The 17,401-nt window shown below is 65.9% G+C and carries 17 protein-coding genes; 10 read left to right on the top strand and 7 right to left on the bottom strand.

All coding sequences use genetic code 11. The features are described 5' to 3' along the window. Nucleotides 1-161: 161 nt before the first annotated feature. Nucleotides 162-1,376, top strand: a complete 1,215-nt coding sequence (locus tag ASE91_RS05220) for a tyrosine-type recombinase/integrase (RefSeq protein WP_056623505.1) — start codon at nt 162-164, stop codon at nt 1,374-1,376. Nucleotides 1,377-1,596: 220 nt separating this feature from the next. Here ASE91_RS05220 and ASE91_RS05215 read toward each other — a convergent pair whose 3' ends face one another. Then, nucleotides 1,597-2,370, bottom strand: a complete 774-nt coding sequence (locus tag ASE91_RS05215) for a hypothetical protein (protein ID WP_056623502.1) — start codon at nt 2,368-2,370, stop codon at nt 1,597-1,599. Between the two features lie 1,000 nt (nt 2,371-3,370). Between ASE91_RS05215 and trxB the strand changes: the two genes are divergently transcribed. After that, nucleotides 3,371-4,318, top strand: coding sequence for a thioredoxin-disulfide reductase (gene trxB / locus ASE91_RS05205; protein WP_056623497.1), 948 nt, complete (start codon nt 3,371-3,373; stop codon nt 4,316-4,318). Between the two features lie 40 nt (nt 4,319-4,358). On the opposite strand, the gene ASE91_RS05200 is transcribed toward trxB, so the two are convergent. The 3 genes from ASE91_RS05200 to ASE91_RS05190 all read right to left on the bottom strand — a co-directional run bounded on the left by ASE91_RS05200 (nt 4,359) and on the right by ASE91_RS05190 (nt 5,912). Then, nucleotides 4,359-5,315: an aldo/keto reductase gene (locus tag ASE91_RS05200; protein WP_056623492.1), complete on the bottom strand. Its 957-nt coding sequence runs from the start codon at nt 5,313-5,315 to the stop codon at nt 4,359-4,361. Beyond that, the gene (locus ASE91_RS05195) at nt 5,312-5,494 is read right to left on the bottom strand and encodes a hypothetical protein (protein WP_056623488.1); all 183 of its coding nucleotides are present in this window, start codon (nt 5,492-5,494) and stop codon (nt 5,312-5,314) included. Before ASE91_RS05195 ends, ASE91_RS05200 begins: the two co-directional genes overlap by 4 nt. Nucleotides 5,495-5,570: 76 nt before the next feature. Continuing rightward, entirely contained in the window at nt 5,571-5,912 is a 342-nt protein-coding gene (locus tag ASE91_RS05190; RefSeq protein ID WP_056623485.1) for a hypothetical protein, read from the bottom strand. Nucleotides 5,913-6,040: 128 nt separating this feature from the next. On the opposite strand from ASE91_RS05190, the gene ASE91_RS05185 reads away from it, so the two are divergent. The 5 genes from ASE91_RS05185 to metH are packed head-to-tail and all read left to right on the top strand — an operon-like array spanning nt 6,041 to nt 12,081. Beyond that, nucleotides 6,041-6,994, top strand: coding sequence for an ArsR/SmtB family transcription factor (locus ASE91_RS05185; protein WP_056623483.1), 954 nt, complete (start codon nt 6,041-6,043; stop codon nt 6,992-6,994). Next, the gene (gene metF / locus ASE91_RS05180) at nt 6,991-7,932 is read left to right on the top strand and encodes a methylenetetrahydrofolate reductase (RefSeq protein ID WP_055994458.1); all 942 of its coding nucleotides are present in this window, start codon (nt 6,991-6,993) and stop codon (nt 7,930-7,932) included. The genes ASE91_RS05185 and metF overlap by 4 nt, the downstream gene beginning before the upstream one ends. Before the next feature lie 23 nt (nt 7,933-7,955). After that, the gene (locus tag ASE91_RS05175; protein ID WP_056623480.1) at nt 7,956-9,005 is read left to right on the top strand and encodes a homocysteine S-methyltransferase family protein; all 1,050 of its coding nucleotides are present in this window, start codon (nt 7,956-7,958) and stop codon (nt 9,003-9,005) included. Nucleotides 9,006-9,023: 18 nt separating this feature from the next. Beyond that, nucleotides 9,024-9,383, top strand: a complete 360-nt coding sequence (locus ASE91_RS19210) for a hypothetical protein (RefSeq protein WP_156357676.1) — start codon at nt 9,024-9,026, stop codon at nt 9,381-9,383. 10 nt (nt 9,384-9,393) lie between these two features. Further along, nucleotides 9,394-12,081: a methionine synthase gene (gene metH, locus ASE91_RS05170; protein WP_056623477.1), complete on the top strand. Its 2,688-nt coding sequence runs from the start codon at nt 9,394-9,396 to the stop codon at nt 12,079-12,081. Here the strand turns inward: metH and ASE91_RS05165 are convergent. The 3 genes from ASE91_RS05165 to ASE91_RS05155 are packed head-to-tail and all read right to left on the bottom strand — an operon-like array spanning nt 12,068 to nt 13,769. Beyond that, nucleotides 12,068-12,859, bottom strand: a complete 792-nt coding sequence (locus ASE91_RS05165) for a hydrolase 1, exosortase A system-associated (protein WP_056623602.1) — start codon at nt 12,857-12,859, stop codon at nt 12,068-12,070. The genes metH and ASE91_RS05165 overlap by 14 nt on opposite strands. Then, entirely contained in the window at nt 12,844-13,500 is a 657-nt protein-coding gene (locus ASE91_RS05160) for a hypothetical protein (RefSeq protein ID WP_056623473.1), read from the bottom strand. Before ASE91_RS05160 ends, ASE91_RS05165 begins: the two co-directional genes overlap by 16 nt. Then, nucleotides 13,497-13,769: an acyl carrier protein gene (locus tag ASE91_RS05155; RefSeq protein WP_055994445.1), complete on the bottom strand. Its 273-nt coding sequence runs from the start codon at nt 13,767-13,769 to the stop codon at nt 13,497-13,499. Before ASE91_RS05155 ends, ASE91_RS05160 begins: the two co-directional genes overlap by 4 nt. 138 nt (nt 13,770-13,907) lie before the next feature. Here ASE91_RS05155 and ASE91_RS05150 point away from each other — a divergent pair, with 138 nt between their 5' ends. From ASE91_RS05150 to ASE91_RS05140, 3 genes are all read left to right on the top strand, one after another. Beyond that, entirely contained in the window at nt 13,908-15,401 is a 1,494-nt protein-coding gene (locus tag ASE91_RS05150) for an AMP-binding protein (protein WP_056623470.1), read from the top strand. Beyond that, nucleotides 15,398-16,630, top strand: coding sequence for a pyridoxal-dependent decarboxylase, exosortase A system-associated (locus ASE91_RS05145; protein ID WP_056623468.1), 1,233 nt, complete (start codon nt 15,398-15,400; stop codon nt 16,628-16,630). The genes ASE91_RS05150 and ASE91_RS05145 overlap by 4 nt, the downstream gene beginning before the upstream one ends. A gap of 137 nt (nt 16,631-16,767) precedes the next feature. Next, entirely contained in the window at nt 16,768-17,400 is a 633-nt protein-coding gene (locus tag ASE91_RS05140; RefSeq protein WP_056623463.1) for an XrtA/PEP-CTERM system exopolysaccharide export protein, read from the top strand. The last annotated feature ends 1 nt before the right edge of the window (nt 17,401 follow it).

Genomic DNA, 17,401 nt, shown 5'->3' with positions numbered 1-17,401 from the left:
GGAATGCAGTTTCGCCGGCGGATGGCCCGGCCTGACGGACAACTGTGCGGAAATCCAACCGCTGGGCCACGGCCAAACTGTGCACCGTGGCCGATCGCAAAACAACCGAATGGGATGTGCCTGATTGGCACATTGGTTCGTGCTTTCAGATAGGAAACTAGATGCTGACCAACGCCGCGGTGCGATCCGCGCGGCCGAAGCCGTGCGCCTACAAGCTCTCCGATGGGGAGGGCCTGCACCTGTATGTCGCCCCGACCGGGCTCAAATCGTGGCGTGTGCGATTCCGCGTCGCCGGCCGCGAGCAGCTGCTGACTGTCGGCCAGTTTCCCGACGTCGATCTGACGGCAGCACGCGAGGCGGCAGCAGCTGCGCGGGACGCACTGCGCGCCGGGCGAGATCCGCGTGAAGAGCGCGCAGCGCGTGTCGAGGTCGACCGGACGTTCGAGACCGTCGCCCGCGGGTGGCACGCGCACTGGCGGTCAAGCTGGACCGACGTCCACGCCGGCGACGTGATCACCAGCCTCGAGCGCGACGTGTTCCCAGCGATCGGCGCGATCGACGTCGACGATATCGGTGCCGGCGACATCCGCGACTTGCTGCGCGCCGTCGAAGCGCGCGGCGCGATCGAGACCGCGAAGCGCCTGCGCCAGCGCATATCGAAGGTGTTCGGCTACGCGATCGCCAACGAGCTGGCCGAGGTCGACCCGTCGGTCGCGGTCCGCCATGCGCTCTCGGCCGCGCCGATCGCCGGCGAGCAGCTGGCGCTGATCACGCTCGACGACGCGCGCGAGCTGCTGTTGGCGTCGACCGCCGCCGGCGGCCCGGCGATCATTGATCTGGCATCGCGCTTCCTCGCGCTGACCGCCGTCCGTCAGGGCACGCTGCGCGGCATGCGCTGGGACGAGGTCGAGGGGCTCGACTGGACGGGCGACGCGATCGGGCCGGCCGCGCCAGTGTGGCGCGTGCCGGCGGCACGCATGAAACTCGCGAAGGCGAAGAAGGGCGACGCACGGTTCGACCACCTCGTGCCGCTGTCGCGGCAGGCGGTCGAGATCCTGCGCATTGTCCGCGCGTTCGGCATCGATGCGGATCTCGTCTTCGGCCAGTTGTCGGAGAGCGCGATCGGCGGCCTGTATCGGAAGGCCGGCTTTGCCGGTCGGCATGTGCCGCACGGTTGGCGCGCCACCTTCTCGACCATTCTGAACGAGAAGATGCCTGCGGAGCGGGTGACGATCGATCGCGCGCTGGCGCACGCGGGGAAGGGGAACGTCGACGTCAACATCAAGGTCGAAGGTGCGTACAATCGCTCGAAGCAGATCCGCGCCCGCCGCCGGCTGATGCAGATCTGGGCCGATCTCCTATTCCCGGCCGCCTGACCTGTCCCCCCGGGGAGCGGGGAGGCTTTTTCGGCACGGTCCGTGCTCGTCCCCGTCGCTTAGCCTCGGGGCGGCGCAGCCGCCCTGTCCAGCAACGTCCGCTGGACGTGACGGTGCGTCTGCCGGGCGGTGGCAGGCGGGGACAAAACGCAAGGCGGGTCGGTTGGGCTGGGTGGTGCTGCCTATTGATGCGTGTCGCGGAAGCGACACCTTCTGATCTTCATTCTGAGGGGGGAGACAGTCCATTATCCAGACTCGGGCATGGTCCTCGATCGACGGCGGCTTCCAAGGCGGCGAGGGCGGCAGCGAGCCCGGTGATGGCGGCGGGACGTGGAGCGGGGCTGGGCGCGGGCAGGGGGGGCGTAGTGGACCGCTGCTTTGCCCGAAGGACCATCCGGGCTTTTGCGCGGGCGAGCAGCTGGCGGAAGCGGTCGCGGACGTTCCGTCCGGCGCGGGAGGCGATGCGTGCCTCGTCGACGAAATACGAATTGTTGGTCTGCTGGCGAATCGGACCGCCCGGCATCGGATCGCTTAAGCGTATCGTGCGCCTAACCCATCCCAGGAAGCCATATTTGTCGAGGCGAGCAAGCGCGTCGACGATCGTCTGTCGGACATAGCCGGTCACCTTCATCAGTTGGCTGAGGGCCGGGTCGATCCGGCCAGTCTTGAACTCGTGCCAGTGATGCCGCAGCACCGCTTGCAGCACCACGATCCCCGTATCTTTCAGCGGCCGACCGTTGCCCTTGCTTCGCTCGAATAAGTCGAACTCGCGCGCGGTCGCCACCAAGGCGTCGACGACTGCGAACGTTGCCGCCTCACTGCCGTCGGCCAACCGCCGCGACACCTGCGCGCGGCTGTCGTGGACGTCATAGCTCTCGCGATGGACTGCGCGATCGTGTCCGCGCTCGCGGCCAGAAAGCTTGGCTGCAAAGCCGCGGCTGACCGCCCGTGATGCGCGGGCGATTTCACGGGGGGTCGAAGGGGTAAGCGACATCGGTCGGCTCCCAACAGGGAAGTCGATGGGCGCACGAAAGAGCCGTCGGAATCGCATCCCGACGCCGCGCATCGTGTATGGGTTAGATCAGCGAGCCGCGACTATGGCGGGACTCGTGGATATCTGCGGGATGGAGGGGGGCCGCGAGCTGCAGCCCGCCGTCTCAAGCCTTATAGAGCTTGAGGGGTCTGTCGTGGTGGTCGCGCTCCTTCGCTACCACCGTATTAGTACCGACGGCGTGTCCATTCGACTTACCGGTCTCTGGACTGCCGACCATGTCTGACGGGACGCCATTCCAACATTCCTGTTGAAGCAGCATCGATAGCATCCGATGTGGTAAGTGATATTCGTGTGCGCGAAGTTGCATGTTCAGTATCATTGCGTATCAGCTGAGTGAGCTGACGTCGTCGGATCTGACTTTAGTGTTTAATCGGACACCGCCTATACCTACTGCCTTGCCTCGTGCCCGGGTGCCAGGCGGTTAGCTGTTCGTCACGTTTAGGCGACCCGGTTGCGAACCGTCAGATCGGACGATCCTGCCGTCAATATAGTCTTTGTCTGGTAAGGGCTGCCGTTCCGTCGTTCGGGATCACAACGCGCGTCCGTCCAAACCCGGCGATGCAGGATGCGTCGCAGAAGCCCAAACCGGCGAACGAGCTACCGGTTTTTGTGTCCCAAAATCGAACCGTTGTCTGCTTTGTTCGTTCATCTTCAACAACGATAGCGGAGAGGTTTGGACATGGTTACCATTAGTCAACGCCGTCCGGGGATCGAAGGGCCGCACGATCGTCCGCCGAACACGACCGGGTTAATCCTGTGCACCCTGTTGGCGATCCCGTTCTGGGGAGTGGTTCTCGCAGTCGTCCTTTGACCTCCTGCCCAAGATATGCTTGCGGCGGGTTCGGGATTCCCCATGTTGCGTTCGAATGTCGGCTCTGATTAGACGGGCCGAATGCCTCGAACGGAAAATATCGCGATGTCTGTAATCCATCATACCCGCATGCTTGTCCTTGGCTCAGGCCCGGCTGGCTTGTCCGCAGCGATTTATGGGGCGCGGGCCGGGATGGGGCCTATTGTAGTTCAGGGTATCCAACCCGGTGGTCAGTTGATGACCACCACCGATGTCGAGAATTATCCGGGCTTTCGCGATGTCGTGCAGGGGCCATGGCTGATGGGCGAAATGCAGGCGCAGGCCGAGCATGTCGGTACCCGGATGATGTGGGACACGATCGTCGATGTCGACCTGACGCGCCGTCCGTTCCGCCTGACCGGCGACAGCGGCGAGGTGTACGAAGGCGAGGTGCTGGTGATCGCGACCGGCGCACAGGCCCGGTGGCTCGGCCTTGAAAGCGAGGAGTTGTTGAAGGGCAAGGGCGTATCGGCCTGCGCGACCTGCGATGGGTTCTTCTATCGCGGCAAGAAGGTCGCGGTCATCGGGGGCGGCAATACCGCGGTCGAAGAAGCGCTGTACCTGACCAATCACAGCGACGATGTCACCATCATCCATCGCCGGGACAGCTTCCGCGCCGAACGCATCCTGCAGCAGCGTCTGTTCGCCAGCGACAAGATCAGCGTCCTGTGGAACAAGCAGGTCGAACGCTTCGTCGGTGGTGGCAGTCCGCACGGGCTGGTCGGTATCGAACTGAAAGATACGATGACCGGCGAGTTGTCGATGCTGGAGGTCGATGGCGGCTTCGTCGCGATCGGTCATCATCCAGCGACCGAGTTGTTTCGCGGGCATCTGGCGCTCGACGACGACGGCTATATCGCGGTCGAGACCGGATCGACCCGCACCAGCGTACCGGGCGTGTTCGCCTGTGGTGACGTAATGGACAAGGTCTACCGCCAGGCAGTGACGGCAGCGGGAACCGGTTGCATGGCCGCACTGGACGCCGAACGGTTCCTGCAGGCCGCCGAGTTCGACGAACTGGCCGAAGCTGCGGAATGACGCTGGGGGCGGGGGTGTTCCGGCACCCCCGCATGGAACCCTAGACGCCTGCGTTGGTCAGTCGGGCGAGTTGGTCGTCCGCCAGCTGCACGTGCCACGACCCGACCAGCTCCTCCAACTGCGCGACGCTGGTCGCACTGGCGATCGGGGCCACCACACCCTCCTGCGCGGCCAGCCACGCCAGCGCCAGTTGCGCGAGCGTCGCACCGGTTTCCGTGGCTACCGCGTCCATTGCAGCCAGAACCGCCGCCCCCTTGCCCTCCAGCAACGTCGCCATGCCCGCGCCGCGGACGCTTTGCGACAGGTCCTGCGTCGAGCGGTATTTTCCGGTCAGGAAGCCGGCGGCAAGGCCGTAATACGGCGCAACGCCGATATTATGTTCGACGCATAAATTCTGGAGCTCGCCTTCATATTTATGCCGGCTGACCAGATTATATTCGGGTTGCAGGACGTGGAAGCGCGGCAAGCCCTCCGCGATGGCGATATCGATCGCCGATTTCAGTCGCATCGCCCGGAAGTTCGACGCGCCGAGGACCCGGATCTTGCCGGCATCGATCAACCGGCCGAACGCGGCCAGATACTCCGCCTGCGGTACCGCCTCGTCATCCTGATGCGCATAATACAGGTCGATACGGTCGGTGCCGAGCCGCGCAAGCGAGGCCTCCGCCGCTGCCGCGATGCGCGCCGGGGCCAGCTTTTCGCCACCGTCGCCGGGCAGCATCCCGACCTTGGTCGCGAGCACCACACGGTCGCGCTTGCCCGATTGCCGCAACCATTCGCCGATGATCGTCTCGGACTCCCCGCCGCGATGGCCGTCGACCCATGCCGAATACACATCGGCCGTATCGATCATCGTGCCGCCCATGTCGACGAACGCGTCGAGAATACGGAAGCTCTCGGCGCGGTCGATCGTCCAGCCAAAGACATTGCCGCCAAGGATCAGCGGTGGGGTGACGAGTTCGGTCGCACCCAAAGTGCGCAGCGGGACATCGGTCATCGTGGTTCCTTTTGTTGCGCCGTCAGCACATTGGCGTCGACACTGTTCGCATCCAGCATCGCCGCAGCATCGTTCAACGCCGCTGCTTCGCTGTCGGTGACTCCACCCGGCGCGCTCGGCTCGTCACCCGAGCTACACGCGGCGAGTAGCAGCAAGGGTAGGACATAGGTCTGCCGCATCGATCGTCTTCCTACGGAAAAGGCCGCACCCCGTTGCATCGGGGTACGGCCTTTGAATCCTGCTAACCGTTGTGTGTCAGCGCTGCATGTCGCGCCCGGCCTTTTCGAGGCTCTGGCCGGCTTCGCGCTGGGCGTTGTCGGTGGCCGCATCGGCTTTTGCCGCGCCGCGATCGATGGCAGCACCGGTACGATCGGCGGCGTTTTCGATCTTCTCGCCCGCGCGATCGGTGGCGTTCTCCGCCGCTCCGAGTGCACGCTCGCCCGCGGTCTGAACGTCGTTGACGGCCTCACCCATGGTTGCGTTCACGTCGGCGGCGACGGCGTCGGCGGCCTCGCCGGTTTCGTTCTGGGTCTTTTGGCTGCAGGCTCCGATCGAGAGTGCGGCGACGGCGATTGGCAGCAGAAGAAGCTTTTTCATGGCGGTTTCCCTTCCGTTATGATCGCCGCCCAACGCGTCAGCAACGCTACGGTTTCATGTGCGCAACGATGATGCAAAGCAGCACGCGATCGATTGACCCATATAAAGATATCTTTATATGATGACCCATGGCTCTTGCCCTCGATATCCTGCGCGCAGCCAGCGACGCGACCCGGTTGCGGGTGCTGACGCTGTTGCGATCGATGGAATTGTCGGTGGGCGAGTTGGCACAGGTTCTGGACCAGAGCCAGCCTCGGGTCAGCCGGCACGTGAAAATCCTGTGCGATGCCGGTCTGGCGGTTCGCCGCAAGGAGGGTAGCTGGGTCTTCGTCGCGCTCGGGACGCTGGCGGTGGTCGATCCGCTGTTGGCGGCACTCGATGCGTGGATGCCGGCGGACGATGCCGCGACCGCAGACGATCGGGCGCGGTTGGCGGCGGTACGCGCCGATCGCACGGCCGCCGCCGCTTCGTGGTTCGAGGCACATGCCGGCGAATGGGACGCGATCCGGTCGCTGCATATTGCCGAGGAGCAGGTCGAGGCGGCGATGATCGCGGCACTGGGTTCCGCACCGATCGCACTGTTGGTCGATATCGGTACCGGCACCGGACGGATGCTTGAACTGTTCGGGCCGCAGGCCGCACAGGCGATCGGGATCGACCGGTCTTCGGAAATGCTGCGGCTGGCGCGGGCGAAGCTGACCGAGCGCGGCATCGATCAGGCGGAGTTGCGGCAGGCGGATATTTACGCATTGCCACTGGATACTGCGGTTGCCGACGCGGCGGTGCTGCATCACGTACTGCATTTCGTACAGCATCCGGGCGCGGCGATCGAAGAGGCTGCCCGCGTCCTGCAACCGGGTGGCCGGCTGCTGATCTGCGACTTCGCGCCGCACGAGCGCGAGGAATTGCGGCAGCGCGATGCCCATGCGCGTCTGGGTTTTTCGGACGAACAGATGCTGAGCTGGTTCGCGAGTGTCGGCCTTGCCCCGGTGTCGACCCGGACATTGGGCGGCGGCGAACTGACGGTAAAACTCTGGATGGCACGGCGGACGTTCGACGTGTGCGAGGTGAAGGCAGCATGACACCTACCATTTCCGACCTCGAAGAAGCGCGGCGCGCACTGGATGCGCCGCTGTTCGCCGATCTGGCGGGCGATTGTGCGGTCAGCTTCGAATTCTTTCCGCCCAAGAGCGACAAGATGGAGGCGGCACTGTGGGAAACGGTGCGCGCCCTCGAACCCCTCGCACCGAAATTCGTGTCGGTGACCTATGGCGCGGGTGGATCGACGCGCGAGCGGACCCATGCGACGGTCGCCCGCATCGCCCGCGATACGTCGATGCCGGCCGCTGCCCATCTGACCTGTGTCGAGGCGAGCCGCGCCGAGATCGATCAGGTCGCCGAGGAATATTGGCAGGCGGGCGTGCGCCACATCGTCGCACTGCGCGGTGATCCGCCGACCATGGGGCAGAAGTTCGTCCCACACGCCGATGGCTATGCCAATGCCGCCGATCTGGTCGCCGGGCTGCAAAAGCTGCATCCGTTCGAGATTTCGGTCGCGGCCTATCCCGAACTCCATCCGGACTCGGAGCATCAGCAGGCCGATCTCGACAATCTGAAGCGGAAGATCGACGCCGGCGCGACGCGGGCGATCACCCAGTTCTTCTTTACGCCCGAAGCGTTCTTCCGCTTCCGCGATGCTGCCGCTGCGGCAGGCATCAGCGCGGAGATCGTGCCGGGCATCCTGCCGGTGTCGAACGTGGGGCAGGTGCGCAAGTTCGCCGGGCTGTGTGGCGCGTCGATCCCGGCGTGGATGGACCGGCTGTTCGAGGGGCTGGACGATCATCCCGGTGCGCGGCAACTGGTCGCGGCGACGGTGGCGGCGGAAATGTGCCGCAAGCTATATGCCGGCGGCGTACGCGATTTCCACTTCTACACGCTCAACCGTGCCGAATTGTCCTACGCCATTTGCCATCTGCTGGGGCTGCGGCCGCGCGCGACGCCGGTCGTTGCTGCAGCCTGATCCGAAGGTTCGAAGGAAGACCCATGACCTCCGTTCGCGAACGCCTGAACGCCGAAGCCGCACGACGCGTCCTCATCACCGATGGCGCCTTCGGCACCGAAATCCAGAACTGGAAATTGTCCGAGGTTGATTATGCCGGCAGCCTGACGCTGGGGCATGACCAGAAGGGCAACAACGACATTCTGGCGATCACCAAGCCGGAGGTGCCGGAGACGATCACCCGCGCCTATCTGGACGCCGGGTCGGATATCGTGTCGACCAACACCTTCAGCGCGAACCTGATCAGCCAGGCGGATTATGGTGCCGAGGCGCTGGTGGCCGATATCAACATTCAGAGCGCCCGGATCGCCCGGACGTTGGCCGATGACTATGCCGCACGCGACGGCCGCCCGCGCTTCGTTGCCGGGGCGATCGGGCCGACCAACAAGACGCTGTCGCTGTCGCCCGATGTGAACGATCCCGGTTATCGCGAGATCGATTTCGACCATCTGAAGAACGTGTATCGTGAGCAGATCGATGCGCTAGTCAGCGGCGGGATCGATTTCGTGCTGATCGAGACGGTGTTCGATACGCTGAACGCGAAGGCCGGGGTCATGGCGGCGATCGAGGCGGGGCAGGCGCTGGGCCGCGACCTGCCGATCATGCTGTCGATGACGCTGACCGACCTGTCGGGGCGTAACCTGTCGGGACATACGGTCGAGGCGTTCTGGCATGCGGTTCGCCATGCGAAGCCGGTGACGATCGGGCTGAACTGTTCGTTCGGGGCGGAACAGCTTCGCCCGCATGTGAAGACCTTGTCGGAGATCTGCGACACGCTGATCATGGTGTACCCCAATGCCGGGCTGCCCAACGAGCTGGGTGCCTATGACGAGGCGCCGGTGACGACGGCGGCGCTGGTCGGCGACTGGGCCGATCATGGGCAGGTCAATATCCTCGGCGGCTGCTGCGGATCGACGCCCGCGCATATCAAGGCGATGGCCGAGCGGGTGAAGGGCGTCGCGCCCCGCCGGGTGCCAACGGTGCCGGTCCAGACGCGGCTTGCTGGGTTGGAACCGTTCACGATGGCGGCTTAAGTTCAAAGGAACGCACTGATGTTTGATGTGCCTTTCAAGTGGATGTTCGACAAGCCGGCCGAAATTGCCGCTTTCCGCCGTACTTCCTATTCAGCGGCGGCCAAAGAAATCGCGGCTGCTTGGCGCAAGGAGAAATTCGCATCGCGTGACCATATTTTCCCGATACTAGCGGGTCTGTGCGTAGACAGTAACCCGGATTTGTTTGATGAAATTGAAATTTTGGCAGATGCGATGATCGGACATGATCCCGCCACGGCAGATCGGATAGCGGATTTACTAGAAAAAATGCGAGCAACCGCGGTATGGGGTGAAGTGCGACATAACCACATTACCAAGGGCCGTGACAGAACTGCGCTCTTTTTGAAGCTTGTTGGATAGTCAGTAGACAATGATCTCTTCCGCTCAATTCGTTAACATCGGCGAACGCACCAACGTGACCGGCTCCGCTCGCTTCAAGAAGCTGGTGATGGCTGGCGACTATGCCGCCGCGGTCGAGGTCGCGCTGCAACAGGTCGAGAGCGGGGCGCAGGTCCTCGACGTCAATATGGACGAGGGGTTGCTCGACGCGCATCATGCGATGACGACGTTCCTAAAACTCATTCAGGCCGAGCCGGATATCGCGCGCATTCCGGTGATGGTCGACAGCTCGAAATGGGACGTGATCGAAGCCGGGCTGAAATGCGTCAGCGGCAAGCCGATCGTCAATTCGATCAGCATGAAGGAAGGCGAGGAGCAGTTCCTCCGCCAGGCCCGGATCTGCATGAACTATGGCGCGGCGGTCGTGGTCATGGCGTTCGACGAGGTCGGGCAGGCCGATACGCAGGCGCGCAAGGTGGAAATCTGCGGCCGGGCCTATGACCTGTTGATGACGATCGGCTTTCCGCCCGAGGACATCATCTTCGATCCCAACATTTTCGCGGTGGCGACGGGGATCGAGGAACACAACAACTACGGCGTCGACTTCATCGAGGCGTGCCGCGAGATCAAGGCGCGTTGTCCGCACTGCCATATCTCGGGCGGGCTATCGAACCTTTCGTTCAGCTTTCGCGGTAACGAGCCGGTGCGGCGGGCGATGCATTCGATCTTTCTCTATCACGCTATTCCGGCCGGGATGGACATGGGGATCGTCAATGCCGGTCAGCTAGACGTGTACGACACGATCGACGCCGAACTGCGGACTGCGTGCGAGGACGTCATCCTCAATCGCGATCCGGGCGCGACCGATCGTCTGATCGCGCTGGCCGAGAAGTACAAGGGCACCGACGCGGTCGCGGAAAAGGCCGCGGCGGAATGGCGATCGCTGCCGGTCGTGAAGCGGCTGGAATATGCGCTGGTGAAGGGCATCGACGCGCATGTCGTCGACGATACCGAGGAGTGCCGCCAGCAGTTCGCACGGCCGATCGAGGTGATCGAAGGGCCGCTGATGGACGGGATGAACGTCGTCGGCGACCTATTCGGGTCGGGCAAGATGTTCCTGCCGCAGGTCGTGAAATCGGCGCGCGTCATGAAGAAGGCGGTCGCCCACCTGCTGCCGTTCATTGAGGCGGCGAAGGAACCCGGTGCGAAGGGCAAGGGCAAGATCATCATGGCGACCGTCAAGGGCGACGTGCATGATATCGGGAAGAACATCGTCGGGGTCGTACTGCAGTGCAACGGGTTCGACGTGGTCGATCTGGGCGTGATGGTGCCGTGGACCCGCATCCTCGAATCCGCGAACGAGAATGATGCCGACATGATCGGCCTGTCGGGGCTCATCACGCCGTCGCTCGACGAGATGGTCACCGTCGCCGAGGAGATGAAGCGTGCGGGGATGACCATGCCGCTGCTGATCGGCGGCGCGACGACGTCGAAGGTCCACACCGCGCTGCGGATCTCGCCGGCCTATGACGGACCGATCGTCCATGTGCTCGACGCGAGCCGGGCGGTCGGCGTGGCGACGACGCTGGTCAGCGATACCGGGCGCGACGCCTATGTCGCGCAGGTCGCGGCGGATTACGAAGCGGTGCGGATCGCGCGGGCGGGCAAGGGGCAGAGCGAACTGACGCCGATCGCCGATGCGCGGGCCAATGGTTTCAAGGCGGATTTCGCCCAGAAGCCGGGAGCGCCCGCTCAGCCCGGACGGCATGTGTTCGACGATTGGGATCTGGCGGACCTGCGCGACTATATCGACTGGACGCCGTTCTTCCGGGCGTGGGAGCTGGCCGGGAACTTCCCGGCGATCCTGACCGACGCGGTCGTGGGTGAGAGCGCGTCGTCGCTCTACGAGGATGCGCAGGCGATGCTCGACCGGATCATCGCGGAGAAATGGCTGACGGCGAAGGGGGTTGTGGTGCTGTGGCATTGCCGCGCGCAGGGCGATGACGTGATCGTCGACGTGCCGGCCGAGCAGATCGAACCGGCGCTGGAGGCCGGGCGGGTGTTGCCGCTCTCGGGTGTGCCGCACGATTTCGCGACGCCACTGCAGAACAGTCATGCGACCCATGCGATCCGGATGCCGTTCCTGCGCCAGCAGGTGCAGAAGCGCGAAGGGCGGGCGAATATGTGCCTGACCGATTTCGTCGATCCGGCGGGGGACTGGATGGGCGGGTTCGCGGTCGGCATTCACGGGATCGATCCGCATATCGCGCGGTTCAAGGCCGAGAATGACGATTATCAGGACATCCTGCTGAAGGCGCTGGCCGACCGGTTTGCGGAGGCGTTCGCCGAGCGGCTGCACCATCATGTGCGGACGGTGCTGTGGGGCTATGCGCCCGACGAACAGCTGACCAACGAGGCGATGATCCGCGAGCAGTATCGCGGTATCCGTCCGGCACCGGGTTATCCGGCATGCCCCGACCATAGCCAGAAACCGATCCTGTTCGAGATGCTGGGCGCGACGCAAGCCACTGGAATCACGCTGACCGACAGCTTTGCCATGCTGCCGACGGCGGCGGTGTCGGGGTTCTATTTCGGGCATCCGGACAGCGCCTATTTCGGGGTGGCGCGGATCGGGCGGGATCAGCTGGCGGACTATGCGGCGCGGCGCGGGGTCAGCGTCGAGCAGGCGGAGCGGTGGCTGCGGCCTAATCTCGACTGAGGGCGGCCAGCACCTGGGCGCGCAACCAGTCGCGGTCGGCGGGGCGGGCGAAGCTGTGGCTGGCCGAAGCGTGGTGGTGCACGGGGATGCGGGCGCGCAGGTCCGAAAGGTGACGAAGGTGCCACGCAGCGACGAATGCGCGGGCGGTGTGGTCGTCGGTCGCGAGCAGGATATCGGTCGGGGTGCCGGAGGCCAGCCCTTCGGCAAAGCGATTGGTCAGGCCAGTTGGGACCCGGCGACCGGTGGCGAGGGTGACCAATCCGCGCGTCAGGCGGCCGAAGTTGACACGACCGGTCAACAGACGCTTCCACTCTGCGGGCGAGCGGAGCCGCTGCGCATAGGTCGCGCGGATCGCGGCGGGCGGGGGCAGGTCGTTGGTCGGTTCGACGACCCACGGATTGGCGAGCAGCAGGCGGTCGATGCCGGCCGTTGCATGGAACAGGGCGAGGGCGGTGGCAGCGTCGCAATTGCCGAATGCCACGATCCGTTTCGCGCAGGTCGCGGCGCGCAGCCATGCGGTCGCGCACATCAGGTCCGGCGCGGCCGACAGGAATCCGCCATTGGTCCCGGTCGAATCGCCGATGCCGCGCCGGTCGTAGCGCAGCACCGGAAAGCCCGCCGCCGCCACCGCCGCCGCCAGCAGCGCCATGCCGCGATGCGCCCCGATCCGCAGTTCGTTGCCGCCCGAGACGATCAGCAGCGCGGTGTCCCCTTCGGCAGGATCGAGCGTCGCGGCGATGGTTTCACCGGCGCAGGGGATGGTCACCAGCCGACGCACGCGCGGCTCCATGCGGCGAGGTCGTCGGCGAGGGCGGTGGCAAGGTCAGGGTCGTCGCCCGGTTCGCTCCTGCGCCATAGTGGTGCCGCGTCGATGCGAAGGTCGGCGGGGCCGGGATCGGTGCCGAGGCGGACGGTTCGTAAGGGCTGCGTCGTCGCGGGCATGGCGGCGGGCAGTTCGGCGAGCAGCGTTGCCGACAGGCGGTTGCCGCCGATATCGGCAGTGTCGTCGTCGTGCTCGATTCCGATGCGCGAGAGTTCGCGGAGCAGCCGATCGCCCGACTGGGGTGCCAGATGCCAGCGGCCCGCGACGTTCGCGTCATCGTCGAACAATGCACCGGCACGGATCGCGGCGGTGATGACCGGACGATCGGTCGCGGCGACCAGTGCGGCGACGGCGCGCCGCCCGTTGGCAAGGCTAACGGCCTCGGTCGGGAGCAGGCTGTCGCCCTGTCCCGGCAGGTCGGGCAGGATGCCGGCAACGTCGCGCGCGGCCAGGGCGCGCAACAGACCGACCGCAAAGGTGCGGGTACGGTTGGCCTCCTCGAACGGTGGCAGCAGCAGCAGGACGACCGGGCCGGTAGCAGGACCGAAGCGCCAGAGCGCCTCGCTGCCACCGGGCCAGTCGTAGCGGTCGATCAAGCGGGCGCCTTGGCGCTCGCGAAGCGGACCAGCGCGCCGAAGGTTTCCATCGTGTCGCCGTCGATATCGTCGTCCTCAATCAGGATACCGAGCCGGTCCTCCATTTCGGTCAGGACGCCCGCGACTGCCATCGAATCGAGTTCGGGGAGCGCGCCGAACAGCGGCGTCGCATCGTCGAAGGCGGCGGCGCGTTCGGCGGACAGGCCCAGCACGTCGCGCAACACCGCGCGGACGGTTTCCTCGGTCGATGCTGAACCCTGTGCGATCACGTCGTTTCCCCTGTCGGCGAACCGGTCGCCGGATCGCGGGTGTGTAGGGGTTGGGCGGCGGGATGCCAAGGTGGCGGGATTGCAATGCCGGGAGGCTGACCGGTTCAATCCGGCCCGCAACTGGGCTAAGGCGCGGGGATGCTTGATCCGGTTCCGCAGACGATCGATCGATTGCCGCTTCGTGGGCGTGCCGATGCGCCGGCGTTGATCGACCGCGACGGCACGCTGACCTTTGCCGAACTCGAAACGCTGGTCGCGCGAGTTGCGGGTGGGTTGCGGGGGTTGCCGGCGGGGGCGCGGGTGGCGACGTGGTTGCCCAAGACACGGTTGGCCTGTGTCATGCCGCTGGCGGCGGCGCGGGCGGGACTGGTGCATGTGCCGGTCAATCCCGCGCTGAAACGGGCGCAGGTGGCGCATATTCTGGCCGATAGCGGAGCGTCGCTGCTGGTGACGCAGGCCGCGCGCGTCGCTGCGCTGGAGCCGGGAGACGTCCCCGCCGGATGTTCGGTTGCGACCGATATGCCCGACGGCGCGCCGATGACCGCGAGCGACGGCGATCCGGCGGCGCTGGTGGCGATCCTCTATACCTCCGGGTCGACCGGGCGGCCCAAGGGGGTGATGCTGAGCCACGCCAATCTGTGGCTGGGGGCGGTTTCGGTCGCGCACTATCTGGCGCTGACGCCCGACGACCGGGTGCTGGCGGTGCTGCCGCTGAGTTTCGATTATGGGCAGAACCAGTTGCTGTCGACCTGGGCGGCGGGCGGGGCGGTGGTGCCGCTGGATTACCTGACCGCGCGCGATGTGGTGAAGGCGGTCGAGCGGTTCGCCGCGACGACGCTGGCCGGCGTGCCGCCGCTGTGGACACAGTTGCTGGAGGCGGATTGGCCGGCGGGGACGGCGGCGCGGCTCAGGCGGCTGACCAATTCGGGCGGGGCGCTGACGCCGCGAATGGTGCGGGGATTGCGCGAGCGGTTCGCGGGGGCCGATGTGGTTGCGATGTACGGGCTGACCGAGGCGTTTCGTTCGACGTGGCTGGACCCGGCGTTGATCGATGCGAACCCCGATGCGATGGGGCGCGCGATCCCGTTTTCCGAGGTGGCGGTGGTGCGTGCCGATGGCAGCCGGGCCGCGCCGGATGAGCCGGGCGAACTGGTCCATGCCGGGCCGCTGGTCGCGCAGGGATATTGGCAGGATGCGGGGCGGACCGCGCAGCGGTTTCGGCCGGCACCGGCGTGGATGGCGAGCGGCGGCATGGCGGTATGGTCGGGCGATACGGTGGCGCAGGGGGCGGACGGATTGCTGCGCTTCGTGGGACGCGATGACGAGATGATGAAGGTGGCAGGCAACCGGATCAGCCCGACCGAGGTCGAGGAAGCGGTCGAGGCCGGCGGCGAGGTGGCCGAGGCGGTCGCGGTCGGGCTGCCCGATCCACGGCAGGGGCAGGCGATCGTCGTCGTCGCGCGGGCGGCGGTCGAGGGTGCGGAGGCGGCGGTGCGCGCGCGGCTGCGGCGCGACCTGCCGAGTTTCCAGCAGCCGGCGCACTATGTCTGGGTCGAGGCGATGCCGCGCAACGCCAATGGCAAGCTCGACCGGGTGACGGTGCGGGCGCTGGCAACGGCGGCGGTCGCATGAAGCCGATCGGGCCGATCCCGGCGGGTTTTGCCGGGCAGTCGCGGCTGACGGTCGGCGGGATCGATTTTGCCGAACTGCTGGCACGAGCGGGCGATACGCCGGCGTTCCTGTACGACGGCGCGGCAATCGCGGCGCGGGTCGCGCGGTTGCGGGCGGCGCTGCCCGGCATGGTTGGCGTGCATTATGCGATCAAGGCCAATCCACATCCCGACGTGCTGGCGATGATGGCCCCGCTGGTCGACGGGCTGGACGTGGCGTCGGGCGGCGAACTGGCGATGGCGCTGGGGCATAAGCCGGCGGCGGCGATCAGCTTTGCGGGGCCGGGCAAGCGCGACGACGAACTGGCGGCGGCGACCACGGCGGGTGCGACGCTGCATGTCGAGTCGGAGGGTGAGGCCGACCGGGCGCTGGCGATCAGCGATCGGCTGGGCATACGCCCCCGTATCGCGGTGCGGGTGAACCCCGATTTCGAACTGCGCGGATCGGGGATGCGGATGGGCGGGCGCGCCTCTCCGTTCGGGATCGATGCGGCGCGGGTGCCGGCGCTGGTACGGCGGCTGGTGGCGGTCGGTGCGGACTGGCATGGCTTTCATATCTTTGCCGGGTCGCAGACGCTGGACGTCGCGGCGATCATCGAGGCGCAGGCGGCGACCCTCACGCTGGCCGGGCAACTGGCGGAAGCAGCGGGGGCGGTGCCGGCGTTCGTCAATCTGGGCGGCGGGTTCGGCATCCCCTATTTCGCGGGCGACCGGCCGGTCGATGTCGAGGCGGTCGGCGCTGCGCTGGGCGAGCGGCTGGCCGCGCGCAGCGCGGTGCTGCACGAAACCGGCTTCGCGGTCGAACTGGGTCGCTGGCTGGTCGGAGAGGCGGGGGTGTATTGTACGCGCGTGCTCGACGTGAAGGTCAGTGGTGGCGAGACGTTCGTGGTGGTCGATGGCGGGCTGCATCATCAATTGGCGGCGAGCGGTAATTTCGGAACGGTGGTGCGGCGCAACTATCCGGTGGCGGTTGCCGAGCGGATGGATGAGGAAGCGACGATGACGGCGTCGGTGGTCGGTTGCCTGTGCACCCCGCTCGACCGGCTGGCGGACCGGGTGGCGCTGCCACAGGTGGTGGTCGGCGATACGATCGTGCTGTTTCAGGCGGGGGCCTACGGCGCGACGGCCAGTCCGGCGGCGTTTCTGGGGCATCCGCCGGCGTGCGAATTGCTGGTTCGGGAAGTATCGTGATCCGCCGACTGTCGCAAAATGGGACAGGATCGGCGCTTGTTGCTGTACTCAACCGGATGTTTACCCCTTTGCCGGCATAGCGGGCTACAGTCCTGTACGGTCCGTTACGGCCGTGCGCGTTCGAACGAGGAAGATCTATGCGTCGCAGGGATGGAGTTGCCGGGGTGGCGCTGTGCGCGGTGCTGGGCGGATGCGCCAGCGGCGCGGCGCGTCCCGAACTGCCGCCCGCGCCGTTCGTGCAGGCGAAGGAGGCGCCGGGCGAGGCCTATGTCATCGGGCCGCTCGACCAGCTGAGCATCTTCGTGTGGCGCAATCCCGAATTGTCGGCGAAGGTGCAGGTGCGCCCCGACGGACGGATCACGACGCCGCTGATCAACGACATGCCCGCCACCGGCAAGACGCCGGCGATGCTGGCCGACGACCTGAAGCTGGCGCTGGGCGAATATGTGAAAGACCCGCTAGTCTCGGTGATCGTGGAGAATTTCTCGGGCACGTTCAGCCAGCAGGTGCGGGTGGTCGGCGCGACCGAAAAGCCGGCGTCGCTGCCCTACCGCGCGAACATGACGCTGCTTGACGCGATGATCGCGGTCGGCGGGCTGAACCAGTATGCGTCGGGCAACCGGGCACGGCTGGTCCGCTATGACCGGACGACCGGCAAGCAGCAGGAATTCGGGCTGCGCATTTCCAGCCTGCTCAAGAACGGCGATTCAAGCGCGAACGTGAAATTGCAGCCCGGCGACGTCATCATCATTCCCGAAAGCATGTTCTGAG

This window comes from Sphingomonas sp. Leaf62, from assembly GCF_001421915.1.
GTDB lineage: Bacteria > Pseudomonadota > Alphaproteobacteria > Sphingomonadales > Sphingomonadaceae > Sphingomonas.
This window is presented reverse-complemented; position numbering and strand designations above follow the sequence as displayed.

Excerpts from the sequence above, each read along its gene's own strand:
- ASE91_RS05220 (WP_056623505.1), top strand. The coding sequence starts at position 162 with ATGCTGACCAACGCCGCGGTGCGATCCGCGCGGCCGAAGCCGTGCGCC.
- ASE91_RS05215 (WP_056623502.1), bottom strand. The coding sequence starts at position 2,370 with ATGTCGCTTACCCCTTCGACCCCCCGTGAAATCGCCCGCGCATCACGG.
- trxB (WP_056623497.1), top strand. The coding sequence starts at position 3,371 with ATGCTTGTCCTTGGCTCAGGCCCGGCTGGCTTGTCCGCAGCGATTTAT.
- ASE91_RS05200 (WP_056623492.1), bottom strand. The coding sequence starts at position 5,315 with ATGACCGATGTCCCGCTGCGCACTTTGGGTGCGACCGAACTCGTCACC.
- ASE91_RS05195 (WP_056623488.1), bottom strand. The coding sequence starts at position 5,494 with ATGCGGCAGACCTATGTCCTACCCTTGCTGCTACTCGCCGCGTGTAGC.
- ASE91_RS05190 (WP_056623485.1), bottom strand. The coding sequence starts at position 5,912 with ATGAAAAAGCTTCTTCTGCTGCCAATCGCCGTCGCCGCACTCTCGATC.
- ASE91_RS05185 (WP_056623483.1), top strand. The coding sequence starts at position 6,041 with ATGGCTCTTGCCCTCGATATCCTGCGCGCAGCCAGCGACGCGACCCGG.
- metF (WP_055994458.1), top strand. The coding sequence starts at position 6,991 with ATGACACCTACCATTTCCGACCTCGAAGAAGCGCGGCGCGCACTGGAT.
- ASE91_RS05175 (WP_056623480.1), top strand. The coding sequence starts at position 7,956 with ATGACCTCCGTTCGCGAACGCCTGAACGCCGAAGCCGCACGACGCGTC.
- ASE91_RS19210 (WP_156357676.1), top strand. The coding sequence starts at position 9,024 with ATGTTTGATGTGCCTTTCAAGTGGATGTTCGACAAGCCGGCCGAAATT.
- metH (WP_056623477.1), top strand. The coding sequence starts at position 9,394 with ATGATCTCTTCCGCTCAATTCGTTAACATCGGCGAACGCACCAACGTG.
- ASE91_RS05150 (WP_056623470.1), top strand. The coding sequence starts at position 13,908 with ATGCTTGATCCGGTTCCGCAGACGATCGATCGATTGCCGCTTCGTGGG.
- ASE91_RS05145 (WP_056623468.1), top strand. The coding sequence starts at position 15,398 with ATGAAGCCGATCGGGCCGATCCCGGCGGGTTTTGCCGGGCAGTCGCGG.
- ASE91_RS05140 (WP_056623463.1), top strand. The coding sequence starts at position 16,768 with ATGCGTCGCAGGGATGGAGTTGCCGGGGTGGCGCTGTGCGCGGTGCTG.